The 26,605-nt window shown below is 61.4% G+C and carries 18 protein-coding genes; 7 read left to right on the plus strand and 11 right to left on the minus strand.

Annotated elements, in window-relative coordinates; all coding sequences use genetic code 11:
• Positions 1-169: 169 nt before the first annotated feature.
• From EN885_RS01085 to EN885_RS01105, 5 genes are all read left to right on the plus strand, one after another.
• On the plus strand, positions 170-880 hold the full coding sequence (locus EN885_RS01085; protein WP_126107207.1) for a GntR family transcriptional regulator: 711 nt from the start codon (positions 170-172) through the stop codon (positions 878-880).
• A 53-nt stretch (positions 881-933) separates the two neighbouring features.
• The gene (locus tag EN885_RS01090) at positions 934-2,100 is read left to right on the plus strand and encodes a mandelate racemase/muconate lactonizing enzyme family protein (RefSeq protein ID WP_127288749.1); all 1,167 of its coding nucleotides are present in this window, start codon (positions 934-936) and stop codon (positions 2,098-2,100) included.
• 45 nt (positions 2,101-2,145) lie between these two features.
• Positions 2,146-3,501 carry a mandelate racemase/muconate lactonizing enzyme family protein gene (locus EN885_RS01095; protein ID WP_128241563.1) on the plus strand — a complete coding sequence of 452 codons (1,356 nt, stop codon included), beginning with the start codon at positions 2,146-2,148 and terminating at the stop codon, positions 3,499-3,501.
• Positions 3,502-3,604: 103 nt separating this feature from the next.
• A complete protein-coding gene (locus EN885_RS01100) occupies positions 3,605-3,931 on the plus strand; it encodes an NIPSNAP family protein (protein ID WP_095486584.1) in 327 nt (108 codons plus the stop codon).
• A gap of 9 nt (positions 3,932-3,940) precedes the next feature.
• Positions 3,941-5,140 (plus strand): mandelate racemase/muconate lactonizing enzyme family protein, encoded by a 1,200-nt coding sequence (locus EN885_RS01105; protein WP_128241564.1) that lies wholly within the window; start codon positions 3,941-3,943, stop codon positions 5,138-5,140.
• Positions 5,141-5,491: 351 nt separating this feature from the next.
• On the opposite strand, the gene EN885_RS01110 is transcribed toward EN885_RS01105, so the two are convergent.
• From EN885_RS01110 to EN885_RS01125, 4 genes are all read right to left on the minus strand, one after another.
• On the minus strand, positions 5,492-7,111 hold the full coding sequence (locus EN885_RS01110; RefSeq protein ID WP_128241565.1) for an ABC transporter ATP-binding protein: 1,620 nt from the start codon (positions 7,109-7,111) through the stop codon (positions 5,492-5,494).
• A 1-nt stretch (position 7,112) separates the two neighbouring features.
• On the minus strand, positions 7,113-8,234 hold the full coding sequence (locus tag EN885_RS01115; RefSeq protein WP_095486241.1) for an ABC transporter permease subunit: 1,122 nt from the start codon (positions 8,232-8,234) through the stop codon (positions 7,113-7,115).
• On the minus strand, positions 8,227-9,150 hold the full coding sequence (locus EN885_RS01120) for an ABC transporter permease subunit (protein WP_095486240.1): 924 nt from the start codon (positions 9,148-9,150) through the stop codon (positions 8,227-8,229). Before EN885_RS01120 ends, EN885_RS01115 begins: the two co-directional genes overlap by 8 nt.
• Before the next feature lie 168 nt (positions 9,151-9,318).
• Positions 9,319-10,911, minus strand: a complete 1,593-nt coding sequence (locus EN885_RS01125; RefSeq protein ID WP_095486239.1) for a peptide ABC transporter substrate-binding protein — start codon at positions 10,909-10,911, stop codon at positions 9,319-9,321.
• Positions 10,912-11,295: 384 nt separating this feature from the next.
• On the opposite strand from EN885_RS01125, the gene EN885_RS01130 reads away from it, so the two are divergent.
• On the plus strand, positions 11,296-11,775 hold the full coding sequence (locus EN885_RS01130; protein ID WP_245492955.1) for a TadE/TadG family type IV pilus assembly protein: 480 nt from the start codon (positions 11,296-11,298) through the stop codon (positions 11,773-11,775).
• Positions 11,776-13,560 (plus strand): pilus assembly protein TadG-related protein, encoded by a 1,785-nt coding sequence (locus EN885_RS01135; protein ID WP_245492956.1) that lies wholly within the window; start codon positions 11,776-11,778, stop codon positions 13,558-13,560.
• Between the two features lie 15 nt (positions 13,561-13,575).
• Here EN885_RS01135 and EN885_RS01140 read toward each other — a convergent pair whose 3' ends face one another.
• Genes EN885_RS01140 through EN885_RS01170 form a run of 7 tightly spaced genes read right to left on the minus strand, consistent with a single transcriptional unit; the run spans position 13,576 to position 26,353 of the window.
• A complete protein-coding gene (locus tag EN885_RS01140; protein WP_128241566.1) occupies positions 13,576-15,204 on the minus strand; it encodes an alpha-glucosidase family protein in 1,629 nt (542 codons plus the stop codon).
• Complete coding sequence (gene glgX, locus EN885_RS01145; protein WP_128241567.1) at positions 15,204-17,231, minus strand: glycogen debranching protein GlgX; 2,028 nt, start codon at positions 17,229-17,231, stop codon at positions 15,204-15,206. The genes EN885_RS01140 and glgX overlap by 1 nt, the downstream gene beginning before the upstream one ends.
• Before the next feature lie 11 nt (positions 17,232-17,242).
• The gene (locus EN885_RS01150; RefSeq protein WP_128241568.1) at positions 17,243-18,871 is read right to left on the minus strand and encodes an alpha-D-glucose phosphate-specific phosphoglucomutase; all 1,629 of its coding nucleotides are present in this window, start codon (positions 18,869-18,871) and stop codon (positions 17,243-17,245) included.
• Between the two features lie 3 nt (positions 18,872-18,874).
• Positions 18,875-20,320, minus strand: a complete 1,446-nt coding sequence (gene glgA / locus EN885_RS01155) for a glycogen synthase GlgA (protein WP_128241569.1) — start codon at positions 20,318-20,320, stop codon at positions 18,875-18,877.
• A 3-nt stretch (positions 20,321-20,323) separates the two neighbouring features.
• Positions 20,324-21,589 carry a glucose-1-phosphate adenylyltransferase gene (glgC, locus tag EN885_RS01160; protein ID WP_095486215.1) on the minus strand — a complete coding sequence of 422 codons (1,266 nt, stop codon included), beginning with the start codon at positions 21,587-21,589 and terminating at the stop codon, positions 20,324-20,326.
• A 35-nt stretch (positions 21,590-21,624) separates the two neighbouring features.
• On the minus strand, positions 21,625-23,838 hold the full coding sequence (gene glgB / locus EN885_RS01165; RefSeq protein WP_095486094.1) for a 1,4-alpha-glucan branching protein GlgB: 2,214 nt from the start codon (positions 23,836-23,838) through the stop codon (positions 21,625-21,627).
• A gap of 52 nt (positions 23,839-23,890) precedes the next feature.
• On the minus strand, positions 23,891-26,353 hold the full coding sequence (locus EN885_RS01170; RefSeq protein WP_128241570.1) for a glycogen/starch/alpha-glucan phosphorylase: 2,463 nt from the start codon (positions 26,351-26,353) through the stop codon (positions 23,891-23,893).
• Positions 26,354-26,605 lie beyond the last annotated feature (252 nt).

The following is a 26,605-nucleotide window of genomic DNA, read 5'->3' on the forward strand; positions in this document are numbered from 1 at the left end:
GCGGCTTAGCTCGTACGACCGTGGGACGCCTCCCTATTCTATGTATCCCTTCGATCACCTTGTACGTTTTCAGATCGTGGATTGCCTGTCAACGCATAGGATCGTACATTGTTTGTGGAAACCGTGTGTGATATCGGGCAGAGTATGTACTGAAATAGGGGAGCCGGCATTGGCCGAAATAAGTGATTTTAAAGCCAAGCCACCGGTGGAGATTGACCCCATAGGGGCCTCCAGCGAGGGCGCCTCAGTTTACGAACTGATTAGGGAAGACATCATCGAAGGACGGCTCGCCGCCAACGAACGGCTTGTGGTCACCGATCTCGCCCGGCGTCATGGCACCTCAACCAACCCCGTGCGCGAGGCCCTGCAGCTCTTGCGCGGGGAGGGGTTTGTCATCTTTCTCCCCAACCGCGGGGCGCGCGTCCGACCCATAGATCAGGATTTTGTGCGGGATATCTATGAAATCGGTGTTCTGATCGAGCCGGCCTTGACGCGATGGTTTGTGAATATGGCGACCGGCGAGGACATCGCCGAGCTCGAACGTCTCCAAGGCCTGATCGAAGAGAACAACTTCGCCGACACGTTCAGGCACAGCGAGCTGGATACGGCTTTCCACACCGTGATGTACCAGCGGCACTATAACCGCCATGCCGCCGAACTTTGGTGGAAGCATCGCGAAGTGCTGCGAGCCGTGAGCCGGCGTTTCAACTTCACGCTTGCACGGCGTGCCGCGATCATTCGCGAGCACCGCGAACTCATCGCGCTCGTAAAGGCGGGAGAGGCCGACAAGGCGGCCGAACTCGTTTCTCGCCATGTCGAGGGTTCAGGCCGGCATATTCTCGAACAGATGCGAGCGCGCAACGCCGCTCGGGCCGGATAGAATGTCCGGTCCAGAACATCGTTAGCCCGACCATTTCGAAAAAGGTAGTTGAGATGAAAATCACGAGCATTCGGCCGTGGCTGATCAAGTCCGATGCTTCCTATTGGGGAGAGTTCCTTTTCGTCGAGGTGACGACCGACGAAGGGGTGAGCGGCTGGGGAGAGATCACGACAACCACAAGGCTCGCCAACCGCGCCCTGTGCACGATCCTGCGGCAGATCGGCATCGCCGTGACAGGCGAGAATCCAGCTCATATCGAGCGTCTCTGGCACAAGATTTTCCGCAGCTTCACCTACATGGGCAGCCGCGGCGCCGCCGTCGAATGCGTGAGCGCCATCGATATAGCCCTCTGGGATATCCGGGGCAAAGTCCTCGGTAAGCCGATCTACGAGCTGCTAGGCGGACCGGTGCGCGATGAAATCGCACTCTACACCCATCCTAACCAGGCCAAATTCACCAGCAAGGAGGCTGTGGTCCGCGAAATTTTGGACATCGTCGAGTCCGGACACACAGCGCTCAAGTTCGATCCTTTCCCCCACCAGGGCCGCACCGCCGATGGCCTGTCCCGCGAACAGCGGGACGGTTACCTCGATGGCAGCATGACTCGCAAGGACGAGCGCGAAGCGGCCGAACTCACGGCGCTGATCCGCGAAACGGCGGGGCCTGATGTCGACATTCTCATCGACGCGCATGGCCGCTTCGACGTTCCCACCGCTATTCGCCTATGTCGGAGCCTGGAGGAAGCCGGCCAGATCGACTGGTTTGAGGAGCCCTGTCCGCCCGAGAGCCTTAACGCACTCAAGCAGGTGCGTGAGAAGGTCAGTGCCGCGATCTCGTGGGGCGAGCGCGGCCACACGAAATGGGATTTCGTGCCGGTACTCGAGAACAAGCTCGCTGACTACATCATGCCTGATGTGACCTGGACCGGCGGCATTACCGAACTCAAGAAGATTTCCGCCCTATGCGAAGCCTACTACATCCCGGTCTCGCCGCATGACGCCGCTGGGCCGATCAACGTGGTTGCGGGAGCGCAGGTGATGATGACCGTTCCCAACTTCTACAAGCTCGAAACGTCGGAGTGGAACCTGGGCAAATACGATCACCTCATCGACAGACCTCTCGACGTTTCGAACGGCAGCCTGAAGCTGACATCGAAGCCTGGTCTGGGTGTTGAGATGGACCGCGACTACCTGCAGGCCCATGAGATTGAGCTGGGCTAGTTTAGGCCTGCCCACGAGCCCAGCTGACCAGAACGAGGACTGATCATGCCAAAAACAGATGGGGCCGACGAGGCGCTCAATCGGGTGAACACGGACTCCAAGCCGTCCGACCTTCGCATCACCGACATGCGGGTTGCCGAAATCGTCGGCGCGCCGTTCACCTCGGCGCTGCTCAAGATTTACACCAACCAGGGAATCGTGGGGCTTGGTGAGGTGCGCGACGGCGCCAGCGCGACCTACGCGCTGATGCTGAAAAGCCGGCTGCTTGGCGAGAACCCTTGCGACATCGATCGCCTGTTTCGCCGTATCAAGCAGTTTGGCGGGCACGGCCGGCAAGGCGGCGGCGTCTCTGCGGTGGAAATCGCATTGTGGGATCTCGCCGGCAAGGCCTATGGCGTCCCGATCTACCAGATGCTCGGCGGCAAGTTTCGCGACAAGGTGCGCGTCTATTGCGATACCGACGCCGAGAAACCGAGCGGCACCGAAACCGGAAAGCGTCTCAAGGAGCGCATGGACCGTGGTTTCACCTTCCTCAAGATGGACCTGGGTTTGATGCAGATCGCCCATGTCCCGGGCGCCGTGGCCGCGCCCGCCGGCGCGCTTGAAGGGTTTCACGCCAATCCACGCGGCCGTGGCGGCGCGCTCGAGGAGCGCAAGGCGCGCAATCTCGCCTACGATGCGCAGAACGTGCAGCACCCGTTCACGGGCCTGCATTTCACCGAAAAGGGTATCGACCTGCTCGAGCAGTATATCCACGAGGTCCGCGAGGTGATCGGATACGAGATCCCGCTCGCCATCGACCATGTCGGCCACATCTCGCTGCAAGACGGCATCCGTCTCGCCCGGCGGATCGAGAAATATGCACCGGCCTGGCTCGAGGACGTGATCCCCTGGCAGTACACTGAGCAGTATCGGCAGTTGCAGCAGGCTACGTCCGTGCCGATCTGCACGGGTGAGGACATCTACCTCAAGGAAGGCTTCGAGCCGCTGCTCAACTCAGGCATCTCGGCCATCCATCCGGACTTGCTGACCACCGGCGGCATCCTCGAGACCAAGAAGATCGGCGACGCGGCACAGGACCATGGTGTCGCCATGGCGATCCATATGGCGGAAAGTCCAATCGCGGCAATGGCTGCGGCGCATGTCGCGACCGCGACCGAAAACTTCATGGCGCTCGAATATCACTCCGCCGATGTCGACTGGTGGGACGATATCGTCACCGGCGTTCCCAAGCCGCTCGTCAAGGACGGCTTTATCACTGTTCTGGACAAGCCGGGCCTGGGGATTGACGACGTAGTCGACGAGGTAATCTCGCTGCACCTGCAACCGGGGGTCACGGGGATATGGCAATCCACCGAGCATTGGGACAATGAATATAGCTGGGACCGGACCTGGAGTTAGCCCAGACCCCTTCCCTCATTCCCCCCGGGCTCACAGGGCCAACGACCGACCATTCGTGTCGACCTCTCCCAATGGAGAGGCGAAGAAAGAAACGGACGAAACCATGATCTACGAACTGCGTATCTATGACTGCCTGCCGGGCAGGCTGCCGGCTTTGCTCAAGCGCTTTTCCGACCAAACGCTGGCCATCTGGGAGAGGCATGGCATCCGCCAAGCCGGGTTTTTCACCACGGCGATCGGCGAAAACAGCAATCGCCTCACCTATTTCCTCGCCTGGGAATCGCTGGCCGAGCGTGAGGCGAAATGGGCGGCTTTCGTCACCGATCCGGCATGGCACAGAGCCCGGGACGAGTCTGAGCGCGACGGGCAGATCATTGCCAATATCAGCAGCCAGTTGCTCACGCCGACAGCTTTCTCGTCTGTGAAATAGGACTGCGCCATGAAGATCACCGATCTCCGCTGTGCCGTCATCGGCAAGCACCCCATCGTTCGCGTCGTCACCGACGAGGGCCTCTATGGCCTGGGCGAGGTCGAGTACACCAAGCCCTACCTCAAGCCCTGGGTGCTGCATTTCCGCGAGGCCCTGATCGGCGAGGACCCAACCGACGTCGAGCGGGTGATGCTGAAGATCCGCCAACGCGGCTCTTTCAAGCCCTATGGCGCGGCGGTGAGCGCTATCGAGCATGCGCTATGGGACATTGCCGGCAAGGCTGCAGGCGTGCCGGCCTACAAACTGCTCGGCGGCAAAGTGCGCGACAAGGTGCGCGTCTACAACGGCTCGATCCGCCAGAAACGCACGGGCGACCGGCCGGAGGACTACGCCGCTGATGTCAAATGGATGATGGAGCAGCCTCAGAACTTCTTCATGGTCAAGCAAGGAATCTCGTTCCACTCCAATATGAAGGACACTATCGAGGGCTTCCATTACGGCGTGACGCAGAAGAAGGCAGGCTATCACGGCGCCATGGATCAGGGCATGATCAGCGAGCGCGGTTTCAATCACATGCTCGACTGCGTGATCGCAATGAAAGAAGTGCTGGGCGACAAGGTCAGCCTGGCGCTCGACTGCGGCCCGGGCTGGATGCTGCCGGATGCGATCAAGTTCGCTCGCGCGGTCGAGAAATACAATTTGATGTGGCTCGAGGACATGCTGACCGGCGACTATGTGCCGTGGGTCAATCCGCAGGCCTATCGGGAGCTGACCACCTCCACCTCGACGCCAATCCATACCGGCGAGCAGATCTACCTGCGGCACAATTTCAAGGAGCTGATCGAGACGCAGGCGGTGCGCGTCATTGGTCCCGATCCTGCCGATATCGGTGGCATAGCCGAGCTCAAATGGGTGGCCGAGCACGCCTATATGCACTCGATCCTGATGGCGCCGCACGGCACGGCGAACGGCCTGCTCGGCCTCGGCGCGCTGATCAATGTCTGCGCCACGTTGCCCGCCAACTACGTGGCTTTCGAATATCCCAGCGCTTCGGACCCGTGGTGGAGCGACATCGTCATTGGCCTGCCTGAGCAGGTCGTGAAGGACAGCATGGTGGACCTGCTGGAAGCGCCGGGGCTGGGCCTCGATATCGACGCCGAAGCAACCAGGAAGTACCTCAGGGAAGAGGACGCGGGCTTCTTCGACTGAACCATTCTCGCCGGCATCTGCCGCGCTCGACCCGACTAGCGACGTTTTCCTACATCGACCTGCGCTGGATGTTCGTTAACAACAGCCAACTGTCGCGCAAATCAGGCGGGTGCTCTGTCTGGAATGCAAGCTCAAAGCATGCGTGGTTTATCCCCATTGCGCATTTACGCTTTTGTCGGCGTTGATCCCGAAAGGTCAATCACGTGGGTCCCACTCTTCAGGGTTTGTGTGGTCAGACTTGATACTAATCACCTAGCCGGAATGAACTGTCTCCCTTCTCCCGGAACGGCCAGTGGTTGGCTGTTTTGCTCCCGAAAAAATCTCCCTCCGCTGCAGGCCTGACTGATCGCGTTACGCGCTTAAGCGAAACCGAGTGACGTCGATGGCCGCGGCCATGAGCGTCTGCGTGTAGGTAGCTTGCGGATTGCTGAAGATCGCCTCGGTCGGCCCTTCCTCGACGATCTTGCCTTGCTTCATGACGATGATGTAGTCGGCCATGGCGCGCACGACGGCGAGATCGTGGCTGATGAACAGATAGGACAATTCATGGTCGGCCTGCAGCTTGCGCAGCAGCTCGACGATCTGCTTCTGGACGGAGCGGTCGAGCGCCGAGGTCGGCTCGTCGAGCACGACCACCTTGGGCTTGAGGATCATCGCGCGCGCGATGGCAATGCGCTGGCGCTGGCCGCCGGAGAATTCGTGCGGGTAGCGATTGCGCGCATTCGGATCGAGTCCGACTTCGCGCAGGGCCTCGACCGCGCGCAGATCGCGCTGCCTGCCCGACAGGGTCGGCTCATGCACCAGAAGCCCTTCGGTGATGACCTGGCCGACGGTCATGCGCGGCGACAGCGAACCGAAAGGGTCCTGGAACACGAGCTGCAATTCACGCCGCAGCGGCCGCATGGCCTGACGGTCGGCGGAGGAGATATCGCGATCGCCAAAGCGGATGAGGCCATCACTTGGCAGGAGCCGCAGCAAAGCCCGCCCGAGCGTCGATTTTCCCGAACCGGATTCGCCGACGATGCCGATGGTCTGGTTCCGCTGAAGGCGGATCGAAATGTGATCGACCGCGCGCAGCACCAGCGGCTCTCCGGCAAGAAACCCGCCGCCGATCTTGAAGTTCACTTCGACATTCCTGCCTTCGAGCAGGACGGGCGCGTTTGGCGGTGGCGGCGCCTTGGTTCCGGTCGGCTCGGCGGCCAGCAGCATCTTGGTGTAGGCATGCTGCGGGTTGACGAAGATCGCTTCCGCATCACCCTCCTCGACGACTTCGCCGTAGCGCATGACGTAGACGCGGTCGGCAAAGCGCCGGACGATGCCGAGATCATGGGTGATGAAGACGATCGCCATGCCGAGCTTGCGCTGCAGCTCGGCGAGCAGCATGAGGATCTGCGCCTGGATCGTCACGTCGAGCGCCGTCGTCGGTTCGTCTGCGATCAGTATGTCGGGATCGTTGGCCAGAGCCATGGCGATCATGACCCGCTGTCGCTGGCCACCCGACATTTCATGCGGGTAGGATTTCATCCGCCGTTCGGGATCGGGAATATGAACCAGCCGCAAGAGCTTGAGCGCCTCTTCGCGTGCTTGCGCCGCACTAAGCCCGCGATGCCGGCGGATCGGTTCGATCAGCTGATTGCCGATCGAATAGAGCGGATCGAGCGAGGTCATCGGCTCCTGGAAGATCATGCTGATCTTGCGGCCGCGGACCTTGTTCAACTCGGGCTTGCTTAGGGTTAAAAGGTTGCGGCCGCGATAGTCGACGACGCCTGTCGCCTCGCCGTTCGAGGCCAGCAGGCTCATCGCTGCCATCATCGTCTGGCTCTTGCCGGACCCGGATTCACCGACCACGGCGACGGTTTCGCCTGCATTAACGTGGATGTTGATGCCCTTGACCGCCTCGACCACGCCGTCGAGCGTTCGAAAGCGGACGCGAAGGTCTTTAACGTTGAGGATCGTTTCGGAAGCGTCCATCTCAACGATCCCTAGGGTCGAGCGCATCGCGCAGGCCGTCGCCAACGAAGTTCAGCGCGAACAGCGTCGAGACGAGAAAGAAGGCAGGGAACAAGAGCAGCCAGTTGGCGGTGCCGATGTTCTTGGCGCCGGTCGAGATCAGTACGCCCCAGCTGGTCATCGGTTCCTGCACGCCAAGCCCGAGGAAGGACAGGAAACTCTCCAGGATGATGACATGCGGCACCAGCAGCGTCATGTAGATGACCACTGGGCCAAGCAGGTTGGGAATGACGTGGCGGATCAGGATGCCGCGCTGGCCGATGCCCATCGCCTCCGCCGCCTGGACATATTCCTGCCGCCGGATCGACAGCGCCTGACCGCGCACGATGCGCGCCATGTCGAGCCAGAGCACGGCGCCGACCGCAAGGAACATCAGCACGAAGTTCCGGCCGAAGAAGACCACCAGCATGATGACGAAGAAGATGAACGGCAGCGAATAAAGCACATCGACGATGCGCATCATCACCTCGTCGACCTTGCCGCCGGCAAGGCCGGCAGTAGCGCCATAGAGCACGCCGATGACGCCGGCGACGACCCCGGCGAGCAGGCCGATGGCCAGCGAGATGCGCCCGGCCATCAGCGTCCGCGACAGGAGATCGCGGCCGGTATTGTCGGTGCCGAACAGGAAATACTGCTGCCTGATCGAAGCGCTCATCACCGCTTCAAGGCCGTCAGGCGATTTGCTCTCGATCTTCGTGTTGTCGAAGGCATCGGAACGGTCGAGGTAGCGGACATTGCGGTCGTCGATCGGCTTGGAAGATGTGACGGTGACGAAGATGCGATTGTCTTCCTGCCGCCACTCCTTGATGTCGACACGCATACGCTTGATCGCCTCATTGAGCGCCGTTTCGATCTTGTCGGCCTTCGGATAGGCCGAGAAGCTCGGCGGCGTGCGCACATAGTCGGCGTAGATGGTGGTGTATCGATGCGGCACCAAAGAGGGCCCGAACACGCTGAGGAGCGCGATGAAGGCAAGATAATACAGGCTGAACATGGCGGCGCGATTGGCCTTGAGGCGCGCCCAGGCATCGGCCCACAGGGAGCGGCCGACGACGGCCGGAACGGTGGCTGCGATGTCAGTCATAGCGCACTCTCGGATCGACGAAGGCGTACATGATGTCGACGATCAGGTTGAAGACGATGGTGAACAGAGCGATGACCACCACGGTGCCCATGACCAGCGTGTAGTCGCGGTTGAGCGCAGCCTCGACGAAATAGCGGCCGATGCCGGGAACGGCGAAAATCGTCTCGACGATGATCGAGCCGGTGAGCAATGCCGCCGCCGCCGGGCCGGTGAAGGAGACGATCGGCAGAATGGCGCCGCGCAGCGCATGCTTGACGACCACCGACCAGTCCGACAGACCGAGCGCGCGTGCGGTGCGGATGTGGTGCGAGCGCAACGATTCGATCATCGAGCCGCGCATCAGGCGGGCGACGATGGCGATCTGCGGCAAAGCGAGGGTCAGCACAGGCCCGACCTTGTTGAGGAGAGCGCCATCCCCCCAGCCGCCGATCGGCAGCAGCTTCCAGGTCAGACCGAACAAAAGCTGGATCACTGGTGCGATGACGAAGGTCGGGATAGTGCTGCCAGCGGCAGCCAGCGCAATCACCGAATAGTCGGCAAGCTTGTTCTGATTGAGCGCGGCAATGGTGCCGAGGAGACTGCCGAGCAGCAGCGCCAGGATCAGGGCCGAGGCGCCGATCTGAATCGAAATGGGCAGCCCCTTGGCAAACAATTCGGTGACGGTGAAATCCGGCATGTTGTAGCTCGGCCCGAAATTGCCGCGCAGCAGATTGCCGAGATAGTGGACATATTGCAGCCAGAGCGGATCGTTCAGGCCAAACTGCGCTTCAAGATTGGCCTTGATCTCCGGACTCAGGCCCCGCTCCTGATTGAATGGCCCGCCCGGCGCGACGCGTATCAGGAAGAACGCCATCGTCACGATGACGAACAGCGTCGGAATGGCGGTCAGGAGCCGCCGAAATACGTAACGCAGCATCGGTTCCCCGCTTTGCTAGCAAACCGGAACCGCCGCCCTAACTCATGACCCCGAACCGAACCGAAGGTTCGGAAGGGGCCATGCGCAAAATCAAAGCGTTACAGCGTCCTTTGCGCGTCCCGAAGGACGCGCGGCGCTGCAAAAGAGCGGCAGTTCGGCCAAGGAAAATCAGTCCTTGGAGATGAAGCGCGACGGATGCACGTCCATGACGTTGTCCTCGAAGCCATGAAGCTTCGGAGAAACGATATCGTGATAACTATAGTAGAGAAGCGGGATGTTGCCGACCTCATCGACGAGGATGCGCTCGGCCTTGGCGAGTTCCTTCATGCGCTCTTCGGGCTTGCCGCCGGCGGCTGCCGCCTTGTCCATGGCCTCCTCGTATTTCGGGCTGTTGTAGACCGAATAGTTGTTGCCACTGGCCTTGCGGGTGATGCCGAGGAAGGTTTCCGGATCCTTGTAGTCCGCAATCCAGGCGGCACGCGCGACGTCATAGTCGCCCTTCTGCTCCAGGAAGGAGTAGTGGGTCTTGGTGTCGGTGTTGAGCAACGTGATTTCGATGCCGAGCGGCTTCAACTGTTCCTGGATGGCGACCGCGGTGTTCTTGTGGTTTTCCGAAGTGTTGTAGCGGATTTCCATCTTCAGCGGATTCTCGGGCGTGTAGCCAAGCTTCTCAAGCACCTTCTTGGCTTCGTCCTCGCGGTCGATTTGCGACATCTCAGCATACTTGGCCATTGCCGGCGTGTAACCCTCGATGCCCGGAGGCACCATCGAATAACCGGGCAGCATCGAGTTCTGCCAGACCTTTTCGGCAATGAAGTCGCGGTCGATTGCCATGGAGATGGCGTTGCGCAGCTCGACATTATCCCATGGGGCCTTGTCGGTCTTGATCGCATAATAGTAGGTGCCGAGATACGGCCCGACGCGGATTTGATCGCCAAACTTGGCCTTGAGATCGGCGAGCTGTTCGGTCGGGAGATCATCGTAGCTGTCGAGTTCGCCGGCCTCGAAGCGCTTCATCGCCGACGAGCGGTCTTCGGTCGGGATAACGTTGACGGTGTCGATCTTGACGGTCGCAGCATCCCAGAATTTCGGATTCTTGACCAGTTTGATGTGGTCGTTGGGAACCCACTCCGCCAGCGTAAAGGCGCCGTTGGAGACCAGGTTGCCCGGCTTGATCCAATCTGCGCCAAGCTTTTCGATGGAAGCCTTGTTGACCGGATAGGCCGCCTGGTGGGTCAGCATTTCGAGGAAGTAGGGCGTGGGCGCCTTCAGCGTCACTTCCAGGGTACTTGCGTCAATTGCCTTGACGCCCATCTCCTCGGGCTTGGCCTTCTTGGTGTTCACCTCCTCGGCGTTCTTCACGGGATAGAGCATCGAGGCATATTCGGCGCCGGTGGCCGGGTCTTCCAGCCGCTGGAAAGAGTAGACGAAGTCATCTGCCGTCACCGGGCTGCCGTCCGACCAGACGCCGTCCTTGCGCAGCTTGAAGGTATAGACGGTGCCGTCGTCCGATACCGTCCAGCTCTCGGCGGCGCCCGGAATGACATTCGCCTTTTGATCTTGCATGACCAGTCCCTGGAACAGGTCGCGCAAAACATTGGCTTCGTAGACTGTCGAGGTCTTGTGCGGGTCGACCGACTCCACTTCGGCGGCGCTGCCTCTGTTATAGACGACCTCGGCGAAAGCCGGCGCGTAGAACGTGCCCGCGGCCAACGTCATGGTTGTGGCGAATACCGTCGCCTTCAGCATATTTTTCAGCATGAAGTTCTCCCTGTCGAGACGGCCCTACAGCTACGCCTCTTGAGTGTTGACGCCCCGAAACCGATTAGATGGCCCCTTTGAGCGCGCCGCCGGTTCCCTTTCCGGCAGCTGGTGGCCAGACAGTAACGTGGAGAATTTTTATTTCAACAGGCTCTAGGGGTCACCCAAAGTAAGGCGCGCCGAGAGCTACCTCGTGGCCGATAGAACAGTAATTGAAACCATAGGCTTGGCTGCGTTTTCTCACTTCGAGATTTTCGTTTCCGGCAAGAAACCTGTCGTCGATTCCACTTTGTCGAAATGTCTTAAGCCGCCTTTAAGCAACCATGGGTTACATTGCACGATGGGCTTCGATAGATCTCACACATCTCCCAACGGGCAAAGGGTATGAACAGCACAGAAAGTAAGGCAGCCGCCACAAAGTGCCAAAAAACACTCCACTTAAGAATAATCTGGCGTCTATGTAGAGAAAATTCCGGCACCTCTGCAATCGAGTTTGCACTGCTTTCGCCCATTTTTATCCTGCTCTTGCTCGGAATGGTTGCATATGGTATTTATTTTGGTGCAAGCAACTCCGTGCAGCAGATCGCGGCGGACGCCGCACGCACGGCTATTGCCGGGCTGAACGAAACCGAGCGCCAAGCGCTGGTGACCAGTTTCGTCAACAACAACGCCAGCGGATATCCCTTTGTCGATTCCGACAAGCTGACCTATCAGGCTAAAGACAGCACGGCCGACGGAAAACAGTTCGTGGTGTCCATCCAATACGATGCCCGCAATTTGCCCGTCTGGAATCTATTCCCGGCGCTGCCCATGCCTGGAACCACGATCTCGCGCAAATCGACGATACGAGTCGGAGGCATCTGAATGTCGGAACTTTTGCTGGGGAGGATCGGCCGGGTCGCCCGCTCGATGCTTGGCGACTCGAAGGCGAACTTCACCGTCATGACGGCGCTTTGCGCTCCGTTCGCGCTGGCGCTGGCTGCCTTCGCCATCGATGAAGGTTCGATCTATGTGGAGCGCCGGGAGGCCCAGACAATAACCGATCTGGCGGCAATCACGGCCGCCTCAAACATCAACAACATCGAGGCCGCGGTGGTGACAACGCTCGGCGATAACGGGATGCCGGGTATCGTTGTTCAGAAGGCAGGACATGCAATCGTTCCTACTCTCGGAAAGACCATTGTGTCGGTCACCGCCGGTCGATATTCACCAGAGTCGTCGCTCGGCGTCGACAAGCGCTTCGAGGCCGGCAAGACGCCCTACAACGCCGTCCATGTCGCCCTGCAAAAGATACCCGCCCGCTATTTCGCGAGTTCGCTTATCGCGACTCCGGTGATCGGTACCCAAGCCGTTGCCAGCATAGCGCCGCAGGCGATGTTTTCGGTCGGGTCCAGGCTTCTCAGCGTCAATGGCGGCATCCTGAACTCGCTTCTCAGCGGCCTCCTGGGCGGCAACATTTCGCTCAGCGTCATGGACTACAACGCTCTGATCGCTGCCGACGTCAACCTGCTTTCGTTCTTTGACGCACTTGCCGTTCAGTTGCAGCTGACAGGTGTCAGCTATTCGGAGGTGCTGGCTTCGAAAGCTACGGTGGGCCAGATAGCGACGGCCATGGCTGATGTTTCACCCGTTGGCAGCACCAGCAAGCTTGCTTTGCAGACAATCGCCTCGAGGACCACCAGCACGGTCAAGATACGGCTCAATCATCTTGTCGACCTTGGATCAATTGGCCAACTGGGCCTCGGGCAAAAGTCGGCCGGTTTTTCGGTCGACGCTAGCGCCATGGGCATACTGACTACCGCCGCCGCACTGGCCAACGGCTCGAAGCAGGTCGAGCTCAATCTCGGAGCCACGATTCCGGGGCTTGTCTCCACCACGCTTGCCGTTGCCATCGGCGAACCTGCGCAATTCTCGCCATGGCTGACAATTGGCGAGAAGGGCGCCGTGGTGCGTACGGCGCAGACACGGATCAAGCTGGTGGCGTCGGTCGGCGGCAGCAATGCGACTCTCGGTGGCGGCATCAGCCTCCTGGCCGTCAAACTGCCGCTGCATGTCGAGGTGGCCTCTGCCGAAGCCAAGCTGACCGACATCAGTTGCCCGACGGGGCATCCCGACAGTTTGAAGGTTTCCATTGCCGCACGCCCGAGCCTAGCATCGCTGCACCTTGGCGCCAGCGATGCCGACAACAGCCCCTCCGCCTTCGCCGATTTCAGCAACCCACAGTCGTTTCAAAATGCCGAAATCGCGCAGGTCAGCGTGAAGCTTCTGTTTCTCACCCTGAATCTGATCGGCGTGAATGGCTCTGCGGCCTTCGAGATCACCAACACCGAGCCGACGACATTGACCTTCAACAGCACCGAAATCGCAAACAAGACGATAAAGACCGCTTCCACGAAAAACCTGACGCAATCTCTTACCACGTCGCTGGTCAACAATTTGTCGCTTTCGGTCAGTGCGCTGGGCCTCGGGCTTGATGTAACCGCGCTGCTTGGAACGGTGAAGCCAGCAGTTGTGGCGCTGCTGAACGGTGTGACTGCGCCTGTCGACGAATTGGTTTATAACGTGCTTGCGGCACTGGGCGTGCGTGTCGGCGAGGCCGATGTCCGGGTCCTGGGCGCGACTTGCGGGCGCTCCGTGCTCGTTCAATGACGGCCAGGTGAGAGGTCAGCCGGCTCGTCCCAGGAAGCAGCCCAAGGGCGGCAGCGACAGCATCTTATCCTGCAAGACGGCATCAGTGCCGCCAAGATCGACTGTCTCTGCAACATCTGCATCCTGAGGCAACGGCCAGTCGGCCGGCTCGTCGGCGAAATTGAAGACGCAGAGCAGCTTCTCGCCGCCGCCTTCGCGAATGAAGGCAAGGACATCACCCTCTGCATCGAGAAACCGGATCGAGCCCTGTACCAGGGCCACATGCTGCTTGCGCAAGGCGAGCATCGCCCGGTAGCTGGCTAGAACCGACTTCTCCTCGCCGTTTTGGACATCAACCGCGCGGGCGCGATGGCTATCCGGCACCGGAAGCCACGGTCTGCCAGTGGAAAAACCGGCATTGTCGGCTCCTTTCTCCCAGACCATCGGCGTGCGGCATCCGTCCCTGCCCTTGAACCCGGGCCAGAAGCGGATGCCGTAGGGGTCGCGCAGATCCTCGAACGCCAGTTCCGCCTCCTCCAACCCAAGCTCCTCGCCCTGATAGAGGCAGATCGATCCACGCAGGCACGACAGCAGCGCGATCGAGAATTTTGCCACCGCCTCCAGATCGCCGCCGGGCCTTGTCCAGCGCGTCACATGGCGAACGACGTCGTGGTTGGAAAACGCCCAGCAGACCCAGCCGTCGGAGACCGTACTCTCGAAAGCCTCGACGCAGCCACGTACGTGTGCTGCCGAGAATTGCGGACCGAGCAGGTCGAAAGTGTAGCACATGTCGAGCTTGTCGCCGCCGGCGGTGTAGGCGGCGAGCGTCTGCAACGAACGGCCCTCGTCGCCGACCTCACCGACAGCGGCGCGGCCCTCATATCCATCGAGCAGCGCCCGAAAACGCTTGAGGAAAGCGAGGTTTTCAGGCTGCGTCTTGTCGAACAGATGCTCCTGGTAGAGGTAGGGATTGGTTTCGGTGTTGGTGCCGGCGACGCTCGATGCCAGCGGCGGGTTGCTGCGCAGCCAGCGGTCATGGACGTAGTAGTTGACCGTATCCAGCCGGAAACCGTCGACGCCGCGCTCCAGCCAGAACCGCACCGTCTCCAGCAAGGCGTCTTGAACCTCCGGATTGTGGAAATTCAGGTCCGGCTGCGAGGCGAGGAAATTGTGCATGTAATATTGTCTGCGGGTCGCATCCCACTCCCAGGCGGGTCCGCCGAAAACCGACAGCCAGTTGTTGGGCGCGGTGCCGTCAGGCCTCGGATCGGCCCAGACATACCAGTCGGCCCTGGGATTATCGCGGCTCGCGCGGCTTTCGACGAACCATTCATGCCGGTCGGACGAATGCGACAGGACCTGGTCGATGATGACTTTCAGGCCGAGACGGTGCGCCTCGGCGACCACCGCGTCGAAATCCTCTAATGTGCCGAACATCGGATCGACGGCTGTATAGTCGGACACGTCGTAGCCCATATCGGCCATCGGGGACTTGAAGAAGGGCGACAGCCAGATGGCGTCGACGCCAAGCGATGGAATGTGAGCCAGCCTTGAGGCAATGCCACGCAGATCGCCGCCACCGTCCCCCGTCGTGTCCTGGAAGGAGCGCGGGTAGATCTGATAGATGACGCAGCCGCGCCACCACTCGGCATTGTCATCAGCCATCATGGGTTCTCCTCGATGCGGGCCGGCCCGACCTTGCGCTCGATCATGAAAACGACCGTTCGCCCAGGCACCGGCCGCGAGATGTCGAAAGCGCCAGCCGATGTTTCCATGGCCGGGCCCCAGAAAAATCCCTCGCGCTCCGGTAGCGTGAACATACAGGCCCGACGATCGCCATTGACGACGATCGCAAGACGGCGGCCCCCGTCGCCAGTGCCGCCGAGCACCATGGCCAGGCGATGCCGCTCAGGGTTCTGCCAGCTTCTCTCATTGACTGGCGCCCCGGTCTCGGTCAGCCAGGCAACATCCGGTACTTCCGACCCGGGCCGCGGCTCTCCGGTCAGGAAGCGCGTGTCGGAAAGTGCCGGCGCGGCGCGACGCATCGCGGCAAGTCCAGAGGCATAATGCTCCAGCGTCTGGTCCCGGCCGGCCCAGTCGAGCCAGGTGATTTCGTTGTCCTGCGCATAGGCGTTGTTGTTGCCCTTTTGCGTGCGGCCGAATTCGTCACCGGCGGTCAGCATGATCGTTCCACGCGAAGCAAACAGCGTCGCCAGCAGCGCGCATTGATCAGCGAGGCGAGCCTTCGCAATCGCGAGGTCGCCGGTTTCGCCCTCGACGCCATTATTCCATGACAGGTTCTCGTTGTGGCCATCTCTGTTCTGCTCGCCATTGGCCTCGTTATGCTTGTGCTCGTAGGCAACGATATCGGCCAGCGTCATGCCGTCATGCGCGGCGATGAAGTTGACGCTGTGGCTCGTGCGCTCTCCCGCTTTGGCAAAGACATCGGACGAGCCGGCGAGCCGCGTCGCCAGCGCGCCGACCATGCCGCGATCGCCACGCCAGAAGCGGCGGATATCGTCGCGATATCTGTCGCTCCACTCGAGGAAAGGCGGCGGAAAGTTGCCGAGCTGATAGCCGTCCGGCCCGATATCCCAAGGCTCGGCGATCAGCACCCTGTCGCCAAGAACCGGGTCGTTCCGAACAGCTCTCAGCAACGGCGCATCGGTGTCGAAAACGCCCTCGACCCGCCCTAGAATGGGCGCCAGATCGAAACGGAAACCGTCGACGCCGGCATGGCGGACAAAATGACGAAGTGTGTCGAGGACCATTTCCTGGACGACCGGATGATCGCAAGCGACCGTATTGCCGGTGCCGGTGTCGTTGACCAGGCTGCCGTCCGGCCAATGCCGGTAGTAGGCGCGGCTGTCGAGGCCCCGCAGCGACAGCGTCGGTCCAAACCTGTCGCTTTCGCCGGTGTGGTTGAAGACCAAGTCGAGGATAACACCGATGCCGGCCTCACGCAGTGCGGCGACCGTCTGCCGCAATTCCGCGAGACCGCCGGGCGCGAGGCGCGGATCGAGCGCCATGAAGGTCACGGGATTGTAGCCCCAGGTGTTGCGGAGCCCGAGTGGCGGCAGATGTCGTTCGTCGATCGACGCCGTCATCGGCATCAATTCGACCGCGCCGACCCCGAGTTTTTTCAAGTGCTCGACGACGGCCGGATGGGCAAGGGCGGCAATCGTGCCGCGCTGCTGCTTCGGGATGTCCGGATGCAACATGGTGAAGGCTCGCACCGGCACTTCGTAGACCAGTCCACCGGGCTGGAACAGCGGCGGCAGAGCAGCCAGCGGCTCTGCCAAGGCGCCGGCAATCGCCTTCGACAGCAGCGGGGCGGTGTCGGTGCCCTCGCCCCGGCGAGCGGCGAGCCGGTCGTCATAGACATACGGCCTGTCGATCTCGACGGCATAGGGGTCGACCAGCAGCTTGTCGGGATCAAACCAGAGCCCTCGCTCGGGCGCATAGTCGCCATCGGCGCGAAAGCCGTATCGGGTGCCTGAAGCGAGGCCGGCAACGAAAAGCGCGTGAACGCCCTCGCCTTCCGGCTGAAGTTCGAGCCGGTCGATCTCACGGTTTCCCCGTTCGTCAAAGATCGAGACCCAGAGCCGGCTGGCCGCAGACGACCATGCGGCAAAACGAATGCCGCCTTGCCCGACAAGTCCGCCAAATCGCGGCCGATAATCGGCCGGCATTCCAGATGGCATCAGGTGATGACGCTCGGCTTGACGCGGCCGGTATGGCCGCGAATCCCGGCGATATCATCGGCTGCCGCAATCAGATCGGCAAGCGCCTCCTGGGTGTCAAGATCGTGCCTAGACTTGTCGGGCTCGTAGCGCTCGATATAGACGCGCAGCGTCGCCCCCGAGGTGCCGGTGCCGGAGAGACGGAAGACGACGCGCGATCCGCCTTCGAACAGCACCCTGATCCCCTGGTGCTTGGCTATCGAGCCATCGACCGGATCATGGTAGGCGAAATCGTCGGCGCCAGCGATCTTCATGCCGCGCACGCTGGTGCCGGGCAACGAAGCGAGCTTGGCGCGCAATTCGTCGACCAGCGCGTCGGCGCGGTCGGTCTCGACCTCTTCATAGTCATGGCGCGAATAGTAGTTGCGGCCATAGGTCGCCCAGTGCTCGGTGACGATCTGCTTGGCGCTTTCGCCGCGGGCAGCAAGGATATTGAGCCACAAAAGCACGGCCCACAGCCCGTCCTTTTCGCGGACATGGTTGGAGCCGGTTCCGGCACTTTCCTCGCCGCAGATCGTCGCCATGCCGGCGTCGAGAAGGTTGCCGAAGAATTTCCAGCCGGTCGGCGTTTCATAGATGCCGATGCCGAGCTTTTCAGCGACGCGGTCGGCCGCACCGCTGGTCGGCATCGAGCGGGCGATGCCTTTCAGGCCGGCCTTATACCCCGGCGCCAGATGGGCGTTGGCGGCGAGCATGGCCACGGAATCCGACGGGGTGACGAAAATACCCTTGCCGATGATCAGGTTGCGGTCGCCGTCGCCGTCGGAAGCGGCGCCGAAATCCGGCGCATCCGGTCCCATCATCTCGTCATAGAGGTGTTTGGCGTGAACCAGATTGGGATCGGGATGGTGGCCGCCAAAATCCGGCAGGGGAATGAAGTTACGGGCGGTGCCGTTCGGCGCGCCGAGACGGTTTTCCAGGATCTCCTTGGCGTAGGGACCCGTCACGGCATGCATGGCGTCGAAGCGCATGCGGAAACCCGATTTGAACAACGCGCGCAAGGCATCGAAATCGAACAGGCTTTCCATCAACTCGGCATAGTCGGCGACCGGGTCGATCACCTCGACCGTCATGCCGCCCGCCTCGACGGTACCGATTGTGTCGATGTCGACGGTTTCGACGTCGGCGATCTTGAAGCTGGAGATCACCTTGGTCTTGGCGAAGATCGCGTCGGTCAGCTTTTCCGGCGCCGGGCCGCCATTGCCGGCATTGTATTTGATGCCGAAATCCTCATGCGGGCCGCCTGGATTGTGGCTGGCCGACAAGATGATGCCGCCGAAAGTCTTGTATTTGCGGATGACGTTGGAAGCTGCCGGCGTCGACAGGATACCGCCCTGCCCGACCATCACCTTGCCGAAGCCGTTTGCTGCCGCCATGGCGATGGCCTTCTGGATGACCTCGCGGTTGTAGAAGCGGCCGTCGCCGCCGATCACCAGGGTCTTGCCCTTGAATCCATCCAGCGCATCGAAGATCGACTGGATGAAGTTCTCTGCATAGTGCCCCTGCTGGAACACCGGCACCTTCTTGCGCAGCCCGGAGGTGCCGGGCTTCTGGTCGAGATAGGGTTTGGTGGGGACGGTTTGTGTCATGCTTCAGGCAACCCTTTTCGAAAGCAGCAAGCGATAGAGCTCAACATATTTTTCCGCGCTTTTGTCCCACGACACGTCGGCCTTCATGCCTTGCCGCTGCATCGACGTCCAGACCGTGGGGTTGGCGTGCGCTTCGACCAGCCGGCGGATGGCGTGCAGCAAGGCGCCGGCATCGGCGGGCGCGAACTGGAAGCCGGTCGCGACGCCTGCCGAAACGGACGCTTCATTGGCATCGATGATCGTGTCAGCGAGGCCGCCGGTGCGGGCGACGACCGGCACGCAGCCATAGCGCAGGCCATAAAGCTGCGTCAGTCCGCAAGGCTCGAAGCGCGACGGGATGACGATGGCGTCACAGCCGCCCTGCATGGTGTGGGAAAGGCCCTCGTCGTAACCGATAACGACGCCGATGCGACCGCGGTGGCGGGCGGCGGCGGCCAGCAGCGCACCTTCGAGGCCGGCGTCGCCGGATCCGAGGATCGCCAGGCGCGCACCCCTCGCAATGATCCCGTCAACGACCGCCGCCAATATATCCATGCCCTTCTGCCAGGTGAGCCGGCTGATGACACAGACGATCGGACTGTCGTCGCGGTTGAGGTCGAAACGATCCTCGACGGCGGTCCGGTTGGGGTGCCGCGCCTTCAAAGTCTTGGCCGTGTAATTGGAGACCAGATGCTTGTCGGTGGCCGGGTCCCATATCTCGGTATCGATGCCGTTGACGATGCCATAGAGATCGACAGACCGCATGTTGACCAGGCCATCAAGGCCCATGCCGAATTCGGGCGAGCGGATTTCCTGGGCATAGGTCGGGCTGACCGTGGTGATGGCCCAGGCGGCCTGCAGGCCGGCCTTGAGGAAGCCGACGCCGCCATAATATTCGACGCCGTCGAGCGCCATGGCCGACGCCGGCAAGCCAAGCTCGCCAAAGATGCCGGCGCCGAACCGGCCCTGGAAAGCGAGGTTGTGGACGGTGATCATCGACGGCGTTCCGACCGCCTTGCCGTAGCGCATATAGGCCAGCGTCATCGCCGATTGCCAGTCATGGGCGTGGACGATGTCCGGCTGGTAGCCCGAGATGGCGCCGCCGGCGATGTCGCCGCCAACCTGGCTCAGGGCCGCGAAACGCCGCCAATTATCCGGCCAGTCGGCGCCGGTGGCATTGCCATAGGGACCGCCGGGACGATCGAACAGATGCGGCGCGTCGAGCACGAAAAGATCGAGCCCTGAAATCTCCACGGCATGGACCGAAGCTTTGCCGCCCTGCAGCTGCGAGTATTGGTGAACGGCCTTTTTCTTCTTGAAGGCATCCATGATCTGGGGATAGCCGGGAACGAGCGTGCGCATCGTCACGCCGTTGCCGGCGAGCGCGATGGGCAACGCGCCGGTCACGTCGGCAAGCCCGCCAGTCTTGATCAGAGGGAATATTTCGGGCGTGACCGACAGAACCTGCATCCACTACAACCCCAGTTTGTCGATCATGACCTGCGTGACGAGGCAGATGCCCTTTTCGGAAACGCGGAAGCGCTTGGCGTCGAGAATGGGATCCTCGCCGACCACGAGCCCCTCCGGTATCCTTACGCCATGATCGATGACCACGCGCTTCAACCTTGCGTTCCGGCCGACATGGCAGTCGGGCAGCATGACGACGTCCTCGAGCGTCGAATAGGAATTGATGCGCGCGCCCGTGAAGATCAGGCTTCGCTTCAGTGACGCGCCTGAGACGATGCAATCGCCCGAGACGAGCGACGACACGGCAGAGCCGCGGCGGCCATCCTCGTCATGCACGAACTTTGCCGGCGGCTTCAGCTCGGCATAGGTCCAGATCGGCCAGTCGCGGTCGTAGAGGTCGAGCTCCGGCGTGATGTCGGTCAGGTCGATATTGGCTTCCCAATAGGCGTCGACCGTCCCGACATCGCGCCAGTAGGCTTCGTTCTCGGCGGTCGAGCGCACGCAGGATTTGGCGAAGCGATGGGCGATCGCTTTCCCATGCTCGACGACATAGGGGATGATGTCCTTGCCGAAGTCTCGGCTTGAGCCCGGTTCGGCCGCGTCGCGGCGCAGTTGCTCCATCAGGAACTTGGTCTTGAACACATAGATGCCCATCGAGGCCAGGGCGAAATCCGGCTTGTCGGGAATGCCGGGCGGATCGGCGGGCTTCTCGATGAAGGAGATGATGGTGTCCTTGGCATCGACATGCATGACACCGAAGCCGGTCGCCTCCATGCGCGGCACTTCGAGGCAGCCGACGGTGACATCAGCACCGGCTTCGACATGCTGGCGAAGCATCAGCTCGTAGTCCATTTTGTAGATGTGGTCGCCGGCTAGGATGACCATGTATTCGGGCCCGTAGGCCTCGATGATGTCGATGTTCTGGTACACGGCATCGGCCGTGCCCTCATACCATTGCGTTTCCGACACGCGTTGGCTGGCCGGCAGGATGTCGAAGCTCTCGTTACGCTCGGGCCGCAGGAAGTTCCAGCCGCGCTGCAGGTGGCGGATCAGCGAATGCGCCTTGTATTGCGTGGCGACGCCGAGGCGGCGAATGCCGGAATTGAGCGCGTTGGAGAGCGCAAAATCGATGATGCGCGTCTTGCCGCCGAAATAGACCGCCGGCTTGGCGCGTCGGTCGGTCAACTCCCTGAGGCGGCTGCCGCGGCCGCCGGCCAGCACATAAGCCATGGCATCGCGCGCCAGCGGCTGGGTTCGTTTTATCTCTGCCATTTTATCCTCCCAAGTTACGCGCTGCGAGACATCGCTCATTCCGAAGCAAATTCGAGCATGATCGTTGACAGCGGCGGTAACAGCATCGTCGCCGAGATGCTTCCTCCTTCCGCCCGAGCCTCGACGGCGCCGCCATTGCCCTTGCCGGAACCGCCATAGTCGGCGGCGTCCGTATTGATGATCTCGCGCCATTTTCCGGCCGTCGGCAACGGCACGCGATAATTGTCGCGTGGCACGGGCGTGAAATTGGAGATGACGGCGACCGGATTTCCGCCCGGCGCGCTACGCAGCCAGGCAAAGACGGAGTTCGCGCTGTCGTCGACGATCAGCCAGGAAAAGCCCTCCGGCTCGCAGTCGCGCGCATGCAGCGCCGGGCGCGAACGGTAAAGATAGTTGAGATCGCGCACCGTTTGCCGGACGCCGCGGTGGAGCCGGAAATCGAGCAAGTTCCAGTCGAGCGCGCGCGCCTCGCTCCACTCGCGGCGCTGGGCGAATTCCTGTCCCATGAACAACAGCTTCTTGCCGGGGTAGCCCCACATGAAGGCGTAGTAGGCGCGCAGCGTTGCGAATTTCTGCCAGTCGTCGCCGGCCATCTTGCCGAGCAGCGTGCCCTTGCCGTGCACGACCTCGTCATGGGAGAGCGGCAGCACGAAATTCTCTGAGAAGGCGTAGACCAGGCCGAAGGTGATATCGTTGTGGTGATGCTTGCGAAAAATCGGCTCCTTGGAAAAATACTCCAGCGTGTCGTGCATGAAGCCCATGTTCCACTTGAAGCCGAAACCCAGTCCGCCCTCATGCACCGGCTGCGAGACCTTTGGCCATGAGGTCGATTCCTCGGCAATCGTCATCACTCCCGGATGATGGCCATAGACCTCCTTGTTCATCCTCTGGAGGAAGCTGACCGCCTCGAGGTTCTCGCGCCCGCCCTTTTCGTTGGGAATCCATTCGCCGGCCTTGCGTGAATAATCGAGGTAGAGCATCGAGGCGACGGCATCGACCCGCAAACCGTCGACGTGGTATTTCTCAGCCCAGAACAGCGCATTGTTGACGAGGAACGAGACCACCTCGCGACGGCCGAAATTGTAGATCGCGGTGTTCCAGTCGGGATGGAAGCCCTTGCGCGGGTCGGCATGCTCATAGAGCGCGGTGCCGTCGAAATTGGCCAGGCCATGCGCGTCCACCGGGAAATGTGCCGGCACCCAGTCGAGGATGACGCCGACGCCGGCGCGGTGGGCGCCGTCGACGAAGCGGGCAAAACCGTCCGGATCGCCGAAGCGGGCCGACGGCGCGTAGAGGCCTGTCGTCTGGTAGCCCCAGGACGGGTCATAGGGATGTTCGGAGATCGGCATGAATTCGATATGGGTGAAACCCGTGTCGACGACGTAGGGGATCAGCCTTTCGGCGAGTTCGTCCCACGACAGGAAGCTGCCGTCGTCGTGAAGCTGCCAGGAGCCGGCATGGACCTCATAGATCGACACCGCCTCGCGCCTGGGGTCGGTGTTGCGCCAGAAATTGCGGTGCGCCTCGTCACCCCATTGATGCGCCGGCGGAAGCGCCGTCACCGAAGCGGTGGCCGGGCGCAGTTCGGATTTGAAGGCGAACGGATCGGCCTTCAGCGGCAGCCTCACGCCATCGGGTCCGATGATCTCGTATTTGTAGGGCCGGCCGGCGCCGATGTCGGGAATGAACAACTCCCAGATGCCGGTGTCGCGGCGGACGCGCATCGTATGCCTGCGGCCGTCCCATTCGTTGAAGTCGCCGACCACCGACACACGCCTGGCATTGGGCGCCCAGACGGCGAAATGCACGCCGGACGCACCCTCGTGGTCGATGAGATGCGCGCCGAGCTTGTCGAACAGCCTGAGATGCGAACCCTCGGCGATATAATAGTCGTCCAGCGGACCAAGCACCGGACCGAACGAATAGGGATCGGTCAGCCACCAGTCGCCACCGGCATTGCGCGCATGATAGCGCAGGGGCTGTCGCTTTTTGAGCGACAGCCTGCCCTCGAAGAAGCCGCCTTCGTCGCGCCTGGAGAGTTCGCCCGCTTTCTTGCCGGTCAGCGTATAGGCAGTGACGAGCTCGGCATGAGGGACGAAGCAGCGGGCGACAAAGCCCTTGTCAACCTCGTGCACACCGAGGACAGCGAAAGGATCACCATGCGTGCCGGCGACAATCGCCGCGACATCACCGGCTGACGCCAGTCCATCCGGCCCGCTTGTCGCAGCGGTCGCGCGCGGCTTCCTCATCAGGCAGTGACCCTCCCCGGGACCACGTTGTTCGTGGCCTCATGCAATCATATCAGACGGGCACGTTCCAGATTTCTTTCGCATATTGGCGGATCGTGCGGTCGGATGAGAACCAGCCGACGCGGGCGACATTGCGGATTGCCTTGGCGTGCCAATCCGGGCTGTTGCGCCAGACGGCGTCGACGTCGCGCTGGGTGGCGGCGTAGGCATCGAAATCCGCTGCGACCATGAACCAGTCGCTCTGATAGAGGCCGTTCATCAGGTCGCGATAGCGTTCCGGATCGTCAGGCGAAAAGACGCCCGACGAAACGGCAGCCACCGCCTGCGCCAGTTCGGGAGAGGCTTCGATCACGGATCGCGGATCGTAGCCGTTGCTGCGCCGCTCGGCGACCTGCTCAGTGGTCAGGCCGAAAATGAAGATGTTGTCGTCGCCGACGCATTCCTTGATCTCGACATTGGCGCCGTCGAGCGTGCCGATGGTCAGCGCACCGTTCAGCGCGAATTTCATGTTGCCGGTGCCGGAGGCTTCCATGCCGGCGGTCGATATCTGCTCCGAAAGGTCGGCGGCCGGCATCATGATCTCGGCCAGGCTGACATTGTAATTCGGCACGAACACCACTTTCAGCAAGCCGCGAACAGCCGGGTCGCGATTGATGACCTTGGCGACGTCGTTGGCGAGCTTGATGATCAGCTTGGCGTTGTGATAGCTGGGCGCCGCCTTGCCGCCGAAGAACTTGACGCGGGGCATCCAGTCGCGCTCCGGATGGGAGCGGATCTGGTCGTAGAGCGCGATCGCTTCGAGGATGTTCAGCAGCTGGCGCTTGTATTCGTGGATGCGCTTGATCTGGATGTCGAACAGCGCCGAGGGATCGACCTTGATGCCGAGGCGGTCGGCGACGAGATTGGCAAGCCTGACTTTGTTCGCCCGCTTGACGGTCGCGAACTTGTCGCGGAAGGCGGCGTCGTCGGCAAAGGCATCGAGCTCCTTGATCGCGTCGATGTCGTCGAGGAAGCGATCGCCGATTGCCTCGCGGGTGAGCGCGGTAAGACCGGGATTGCATTGGATCAGCCAACGACGCGGTGTGATGCCGTTGGTCTTGTTGTTGATGCGGTCGGGGTAGAGCTTGTGAAGGTCGGCAAACACCGTTTCCTTCATCAGCTCGGTGTGAAGGGCAGAGACGCCGTTGATCGAGTGCGAGCCGACAAAGGCCAGATTGCCCATGCGTACCCGGCGGTCGCCATTTTCCTGGATCAGCGAGATGCGACCGATCTGTTCATCCGAGAACTGGTCGGAGGCGCGCGCCTCCAACAGCACTTCAGCGTTGATGGCGTAGACGATCTGCATATGGCGCGGCAAAAGCCGCTCGAACAGCGGCACCGGCCAACTTTCGAGCGCTTCGGGAAGCAGCGTGTGGTTGGTATAGCCGAAGGTGCGCTTGGTGATGCTCCAGGCCTGGTCGAAATCCATGCCGTGGACATCCATCAGCAGGCGCATCAGCTCGGGCACGGCGATGGCCGGATGGGTGTCGTTCAGATGGATCGCCGCCTTGTCGGGCAGCGACTGCAGGTCGCCATACTGGCTGAGATGGCGCTGGATGATGTCCTGCAACGAGGCGGTCGAGAAGAAATACTCTTGTCTTAGCCGCAGCTCCTGACCGGCCTTGTGGGAATCGGCAGGGTAAAGGACGCGCGACAAGGCATCGGCCTTGTTGCTTTCGGCGAGCGCACCAATGTGGTCGCCGGCGTTGAACTTGTCGAGCAGGATCGGATCGATCGGCATGCCGGACCAGAGCCGCAGCGTGTTGACGCGGTTGGCCCGCCAACCGACCACCGGCGTATCGTAGGCAACCGCCAGAACATGTTCGATTGGCTTCCAGACATGGCGCTCAAGCCGGCCGTCCTTCGAGGTGATCGATTCCACCGCGCCGCCGAAACCGACCTCGAAGGAGCGTTCGCGCCTTTCGAACTCCCAGGGGTTGCCGTGATCGAGCCAGGTCTCGGGCAGCTCGACCTGCCAGCCGTCATGGATTTCCTGACGAAACATGCCGTTGGCGTAGCGAATGCCATAGCCATGCGCGGGGATGTCGACGGTTGCCATGCTTTCCATGAAGCAGGCGGCGAGCCGGCCGAGGCCGCCATTGCCAAGCGCTGCATCCGGCTCGAGGGCCGCGATGAGGTCGAGGTCGACGCCGAGAGACCGCAGCGCTTCGCGCATATTGTCCATCAGGCCGAGATTGGAGAAGGCATCGCGCATCAGGCGGCCAATGAGAAATTCCAGCGACAAATAGTAGACGCGCTTTTCCTGCTGGGCATAGGCCTCCTGCGTCGCCTGCATCCAGTGATCGACGATGCGGTCACGCACGACTTTGATCGAGGCGGTGAGCCAGTCGTATTGCGTGGCGACTGCGGTGCCCTTGCCGACCCTGTATTTGAGGGCCTTGAGGACTTCGTCAGCGAGAGTCTTGGGATCTGGGGTTTCGAGAATGGGAGCTTTGGATGCCATCGCGTGCGTCATGTCGCCTCTCGTGCGGTTGCCATGATCATACTGGCTTTCACCATTCCTCCCAGCCCATGCTAGCGCATATTTTGTTATACATTCAATCGAGTTAGATTGCCGCGGGGCAGCTTACCCTGCGGCAGTTTAGCAACGTAAAGCGCGTCGCGTTTGGGCGGCTTCCGCGATGCGTGCATGTCGTTATCCCAAAACCGCTACGCACTTTTGGGCGACATGCTTTCTCGTTTATGCATGTCGTTATCCCAAAACCGC

Source organism: Mesorhizobium sp. M6A.T.Cr.TU.014.01.1.1, from assembly GCF_004022765.1.
In the GTDB taxonomy this organism is placed as follows: Bacteria; Pseudomonadota; Alphaproteobacteria; order Rhizobiales; family Rhizobiaceae; genus Mesorhizobium; species Mesorhizobium mediterraneum.

Coding starts and splice junctions, on each gene's coding strand:
- glgX (WP_128241567.1), bottom strand. CDS start 17,231: ATGCCGGCCGATTATCGGCCGCGATTTGGCGGACTTGTCGGGCAAGGC.
- EN885_RS01090 (WP_127288749.1), top strand. CDS start 934: ATGAAAATCACGAGCATTCGGCCGTGGCTGATCAAGTCCGATGCTTCC.
- EN885_RS01150 (WP_128241568.1), bottom strand. CDS start 18,871: ATGACACAAACCGTCCCCACCAAACCCTATCTCGACCAGAAGCCCGGC.
- EN885_RS01100 (WP_095486584.1), top strand. CDS start 3,605: ATGATCTACGAACTGCGTATCTATGACTGCCTGCCGGGCAGGCTGCCG.
- EN885_RS01130 (WP_245492955.1), top strand. CDS start 11,296: ATGAACAGCACAGAAAGTAAGGCAGCCGCCACAAAGTGCCAAAAAACA.
- EN885_RS01115 (WP_095486241.1), bottom strand. CDS start 8,234: ATGACTGACATCGCAGCCACCGTTCCGGCCGTCGTCGGCCGCTCCCTG.
- EN885_RS01110 (WP_128241565.1), bottom strand. CDS start 7,111: ATGGACGCTTCCGAAACGATCCTCAACGTTAAAGACCTTCGCGTCCGC.
- EN885_RS01125 (WP_095486239.1), bottom strand. CDS start 10,911: ATGCTGAAAAATATGCTGAAGGCGACGGTATTCGCCACAACCATGACG.
- EN885_RS01135 (WP_245492956.1), top strand. CDS start 11,776: ATGTCGGAACTTTTGCTGGGGAGGATCGGCCGGGTCGCCCGCTCGATG.
- EN885_RS01120 (WP_095486240.1), bottom strand. CDS start 9,150: ATGCTGCGTTACGTATTTCGGCGGCTCCTGACCGCCATTCCGACGCTG.
- glgC (WP_095486215.1), bottom strand. CDS start 21,589: ATGGCAGAGATAAAACGAACCCAGCCGCTGGCGCGCGATGCCATGGCT.
- EN885_RS01095 (WP_128241563.1), top strand. CDS start 2,146: ATGCCAAAAACAGATGGGGCCGACGAGGCGCTCAATCGGGTGAACACG.
- glgB (WP_095486094.1), bottom strand. CDS start 23,838: ATGAGGAAGCCGCGCGCGACCGCTGCGACAAGCGGGCCGGATGGACTG.
- glgA (WP_128241569.1), bottom strand. CDS start 20,320: ATGCAGGTTCTGTCGGTCACGCCCGAAATATTCCCTCTGATCAAGACT.
- EN885_RS01105 (WP_128241564.1), top strand. CDS start 3,941: ATGAAGATCACCGATCTCCGCTGTGCCGTCATCGGCAAGCACCCCATC.
- EN885_RS01140 (WP_128241566.1), bottom strand. CDS start 15,204: ATGGCTGATGACAATGCCGAGTGGTGGCGCGGCTGCGTCATCTATCAG.
- EN885_RS01170 (WP_128241570.1), bottom strand. CDS start 26,353: ATGACGCACGCGATGGCATCCAAAGCTCCCATTCTCGAAACCCCAGAT.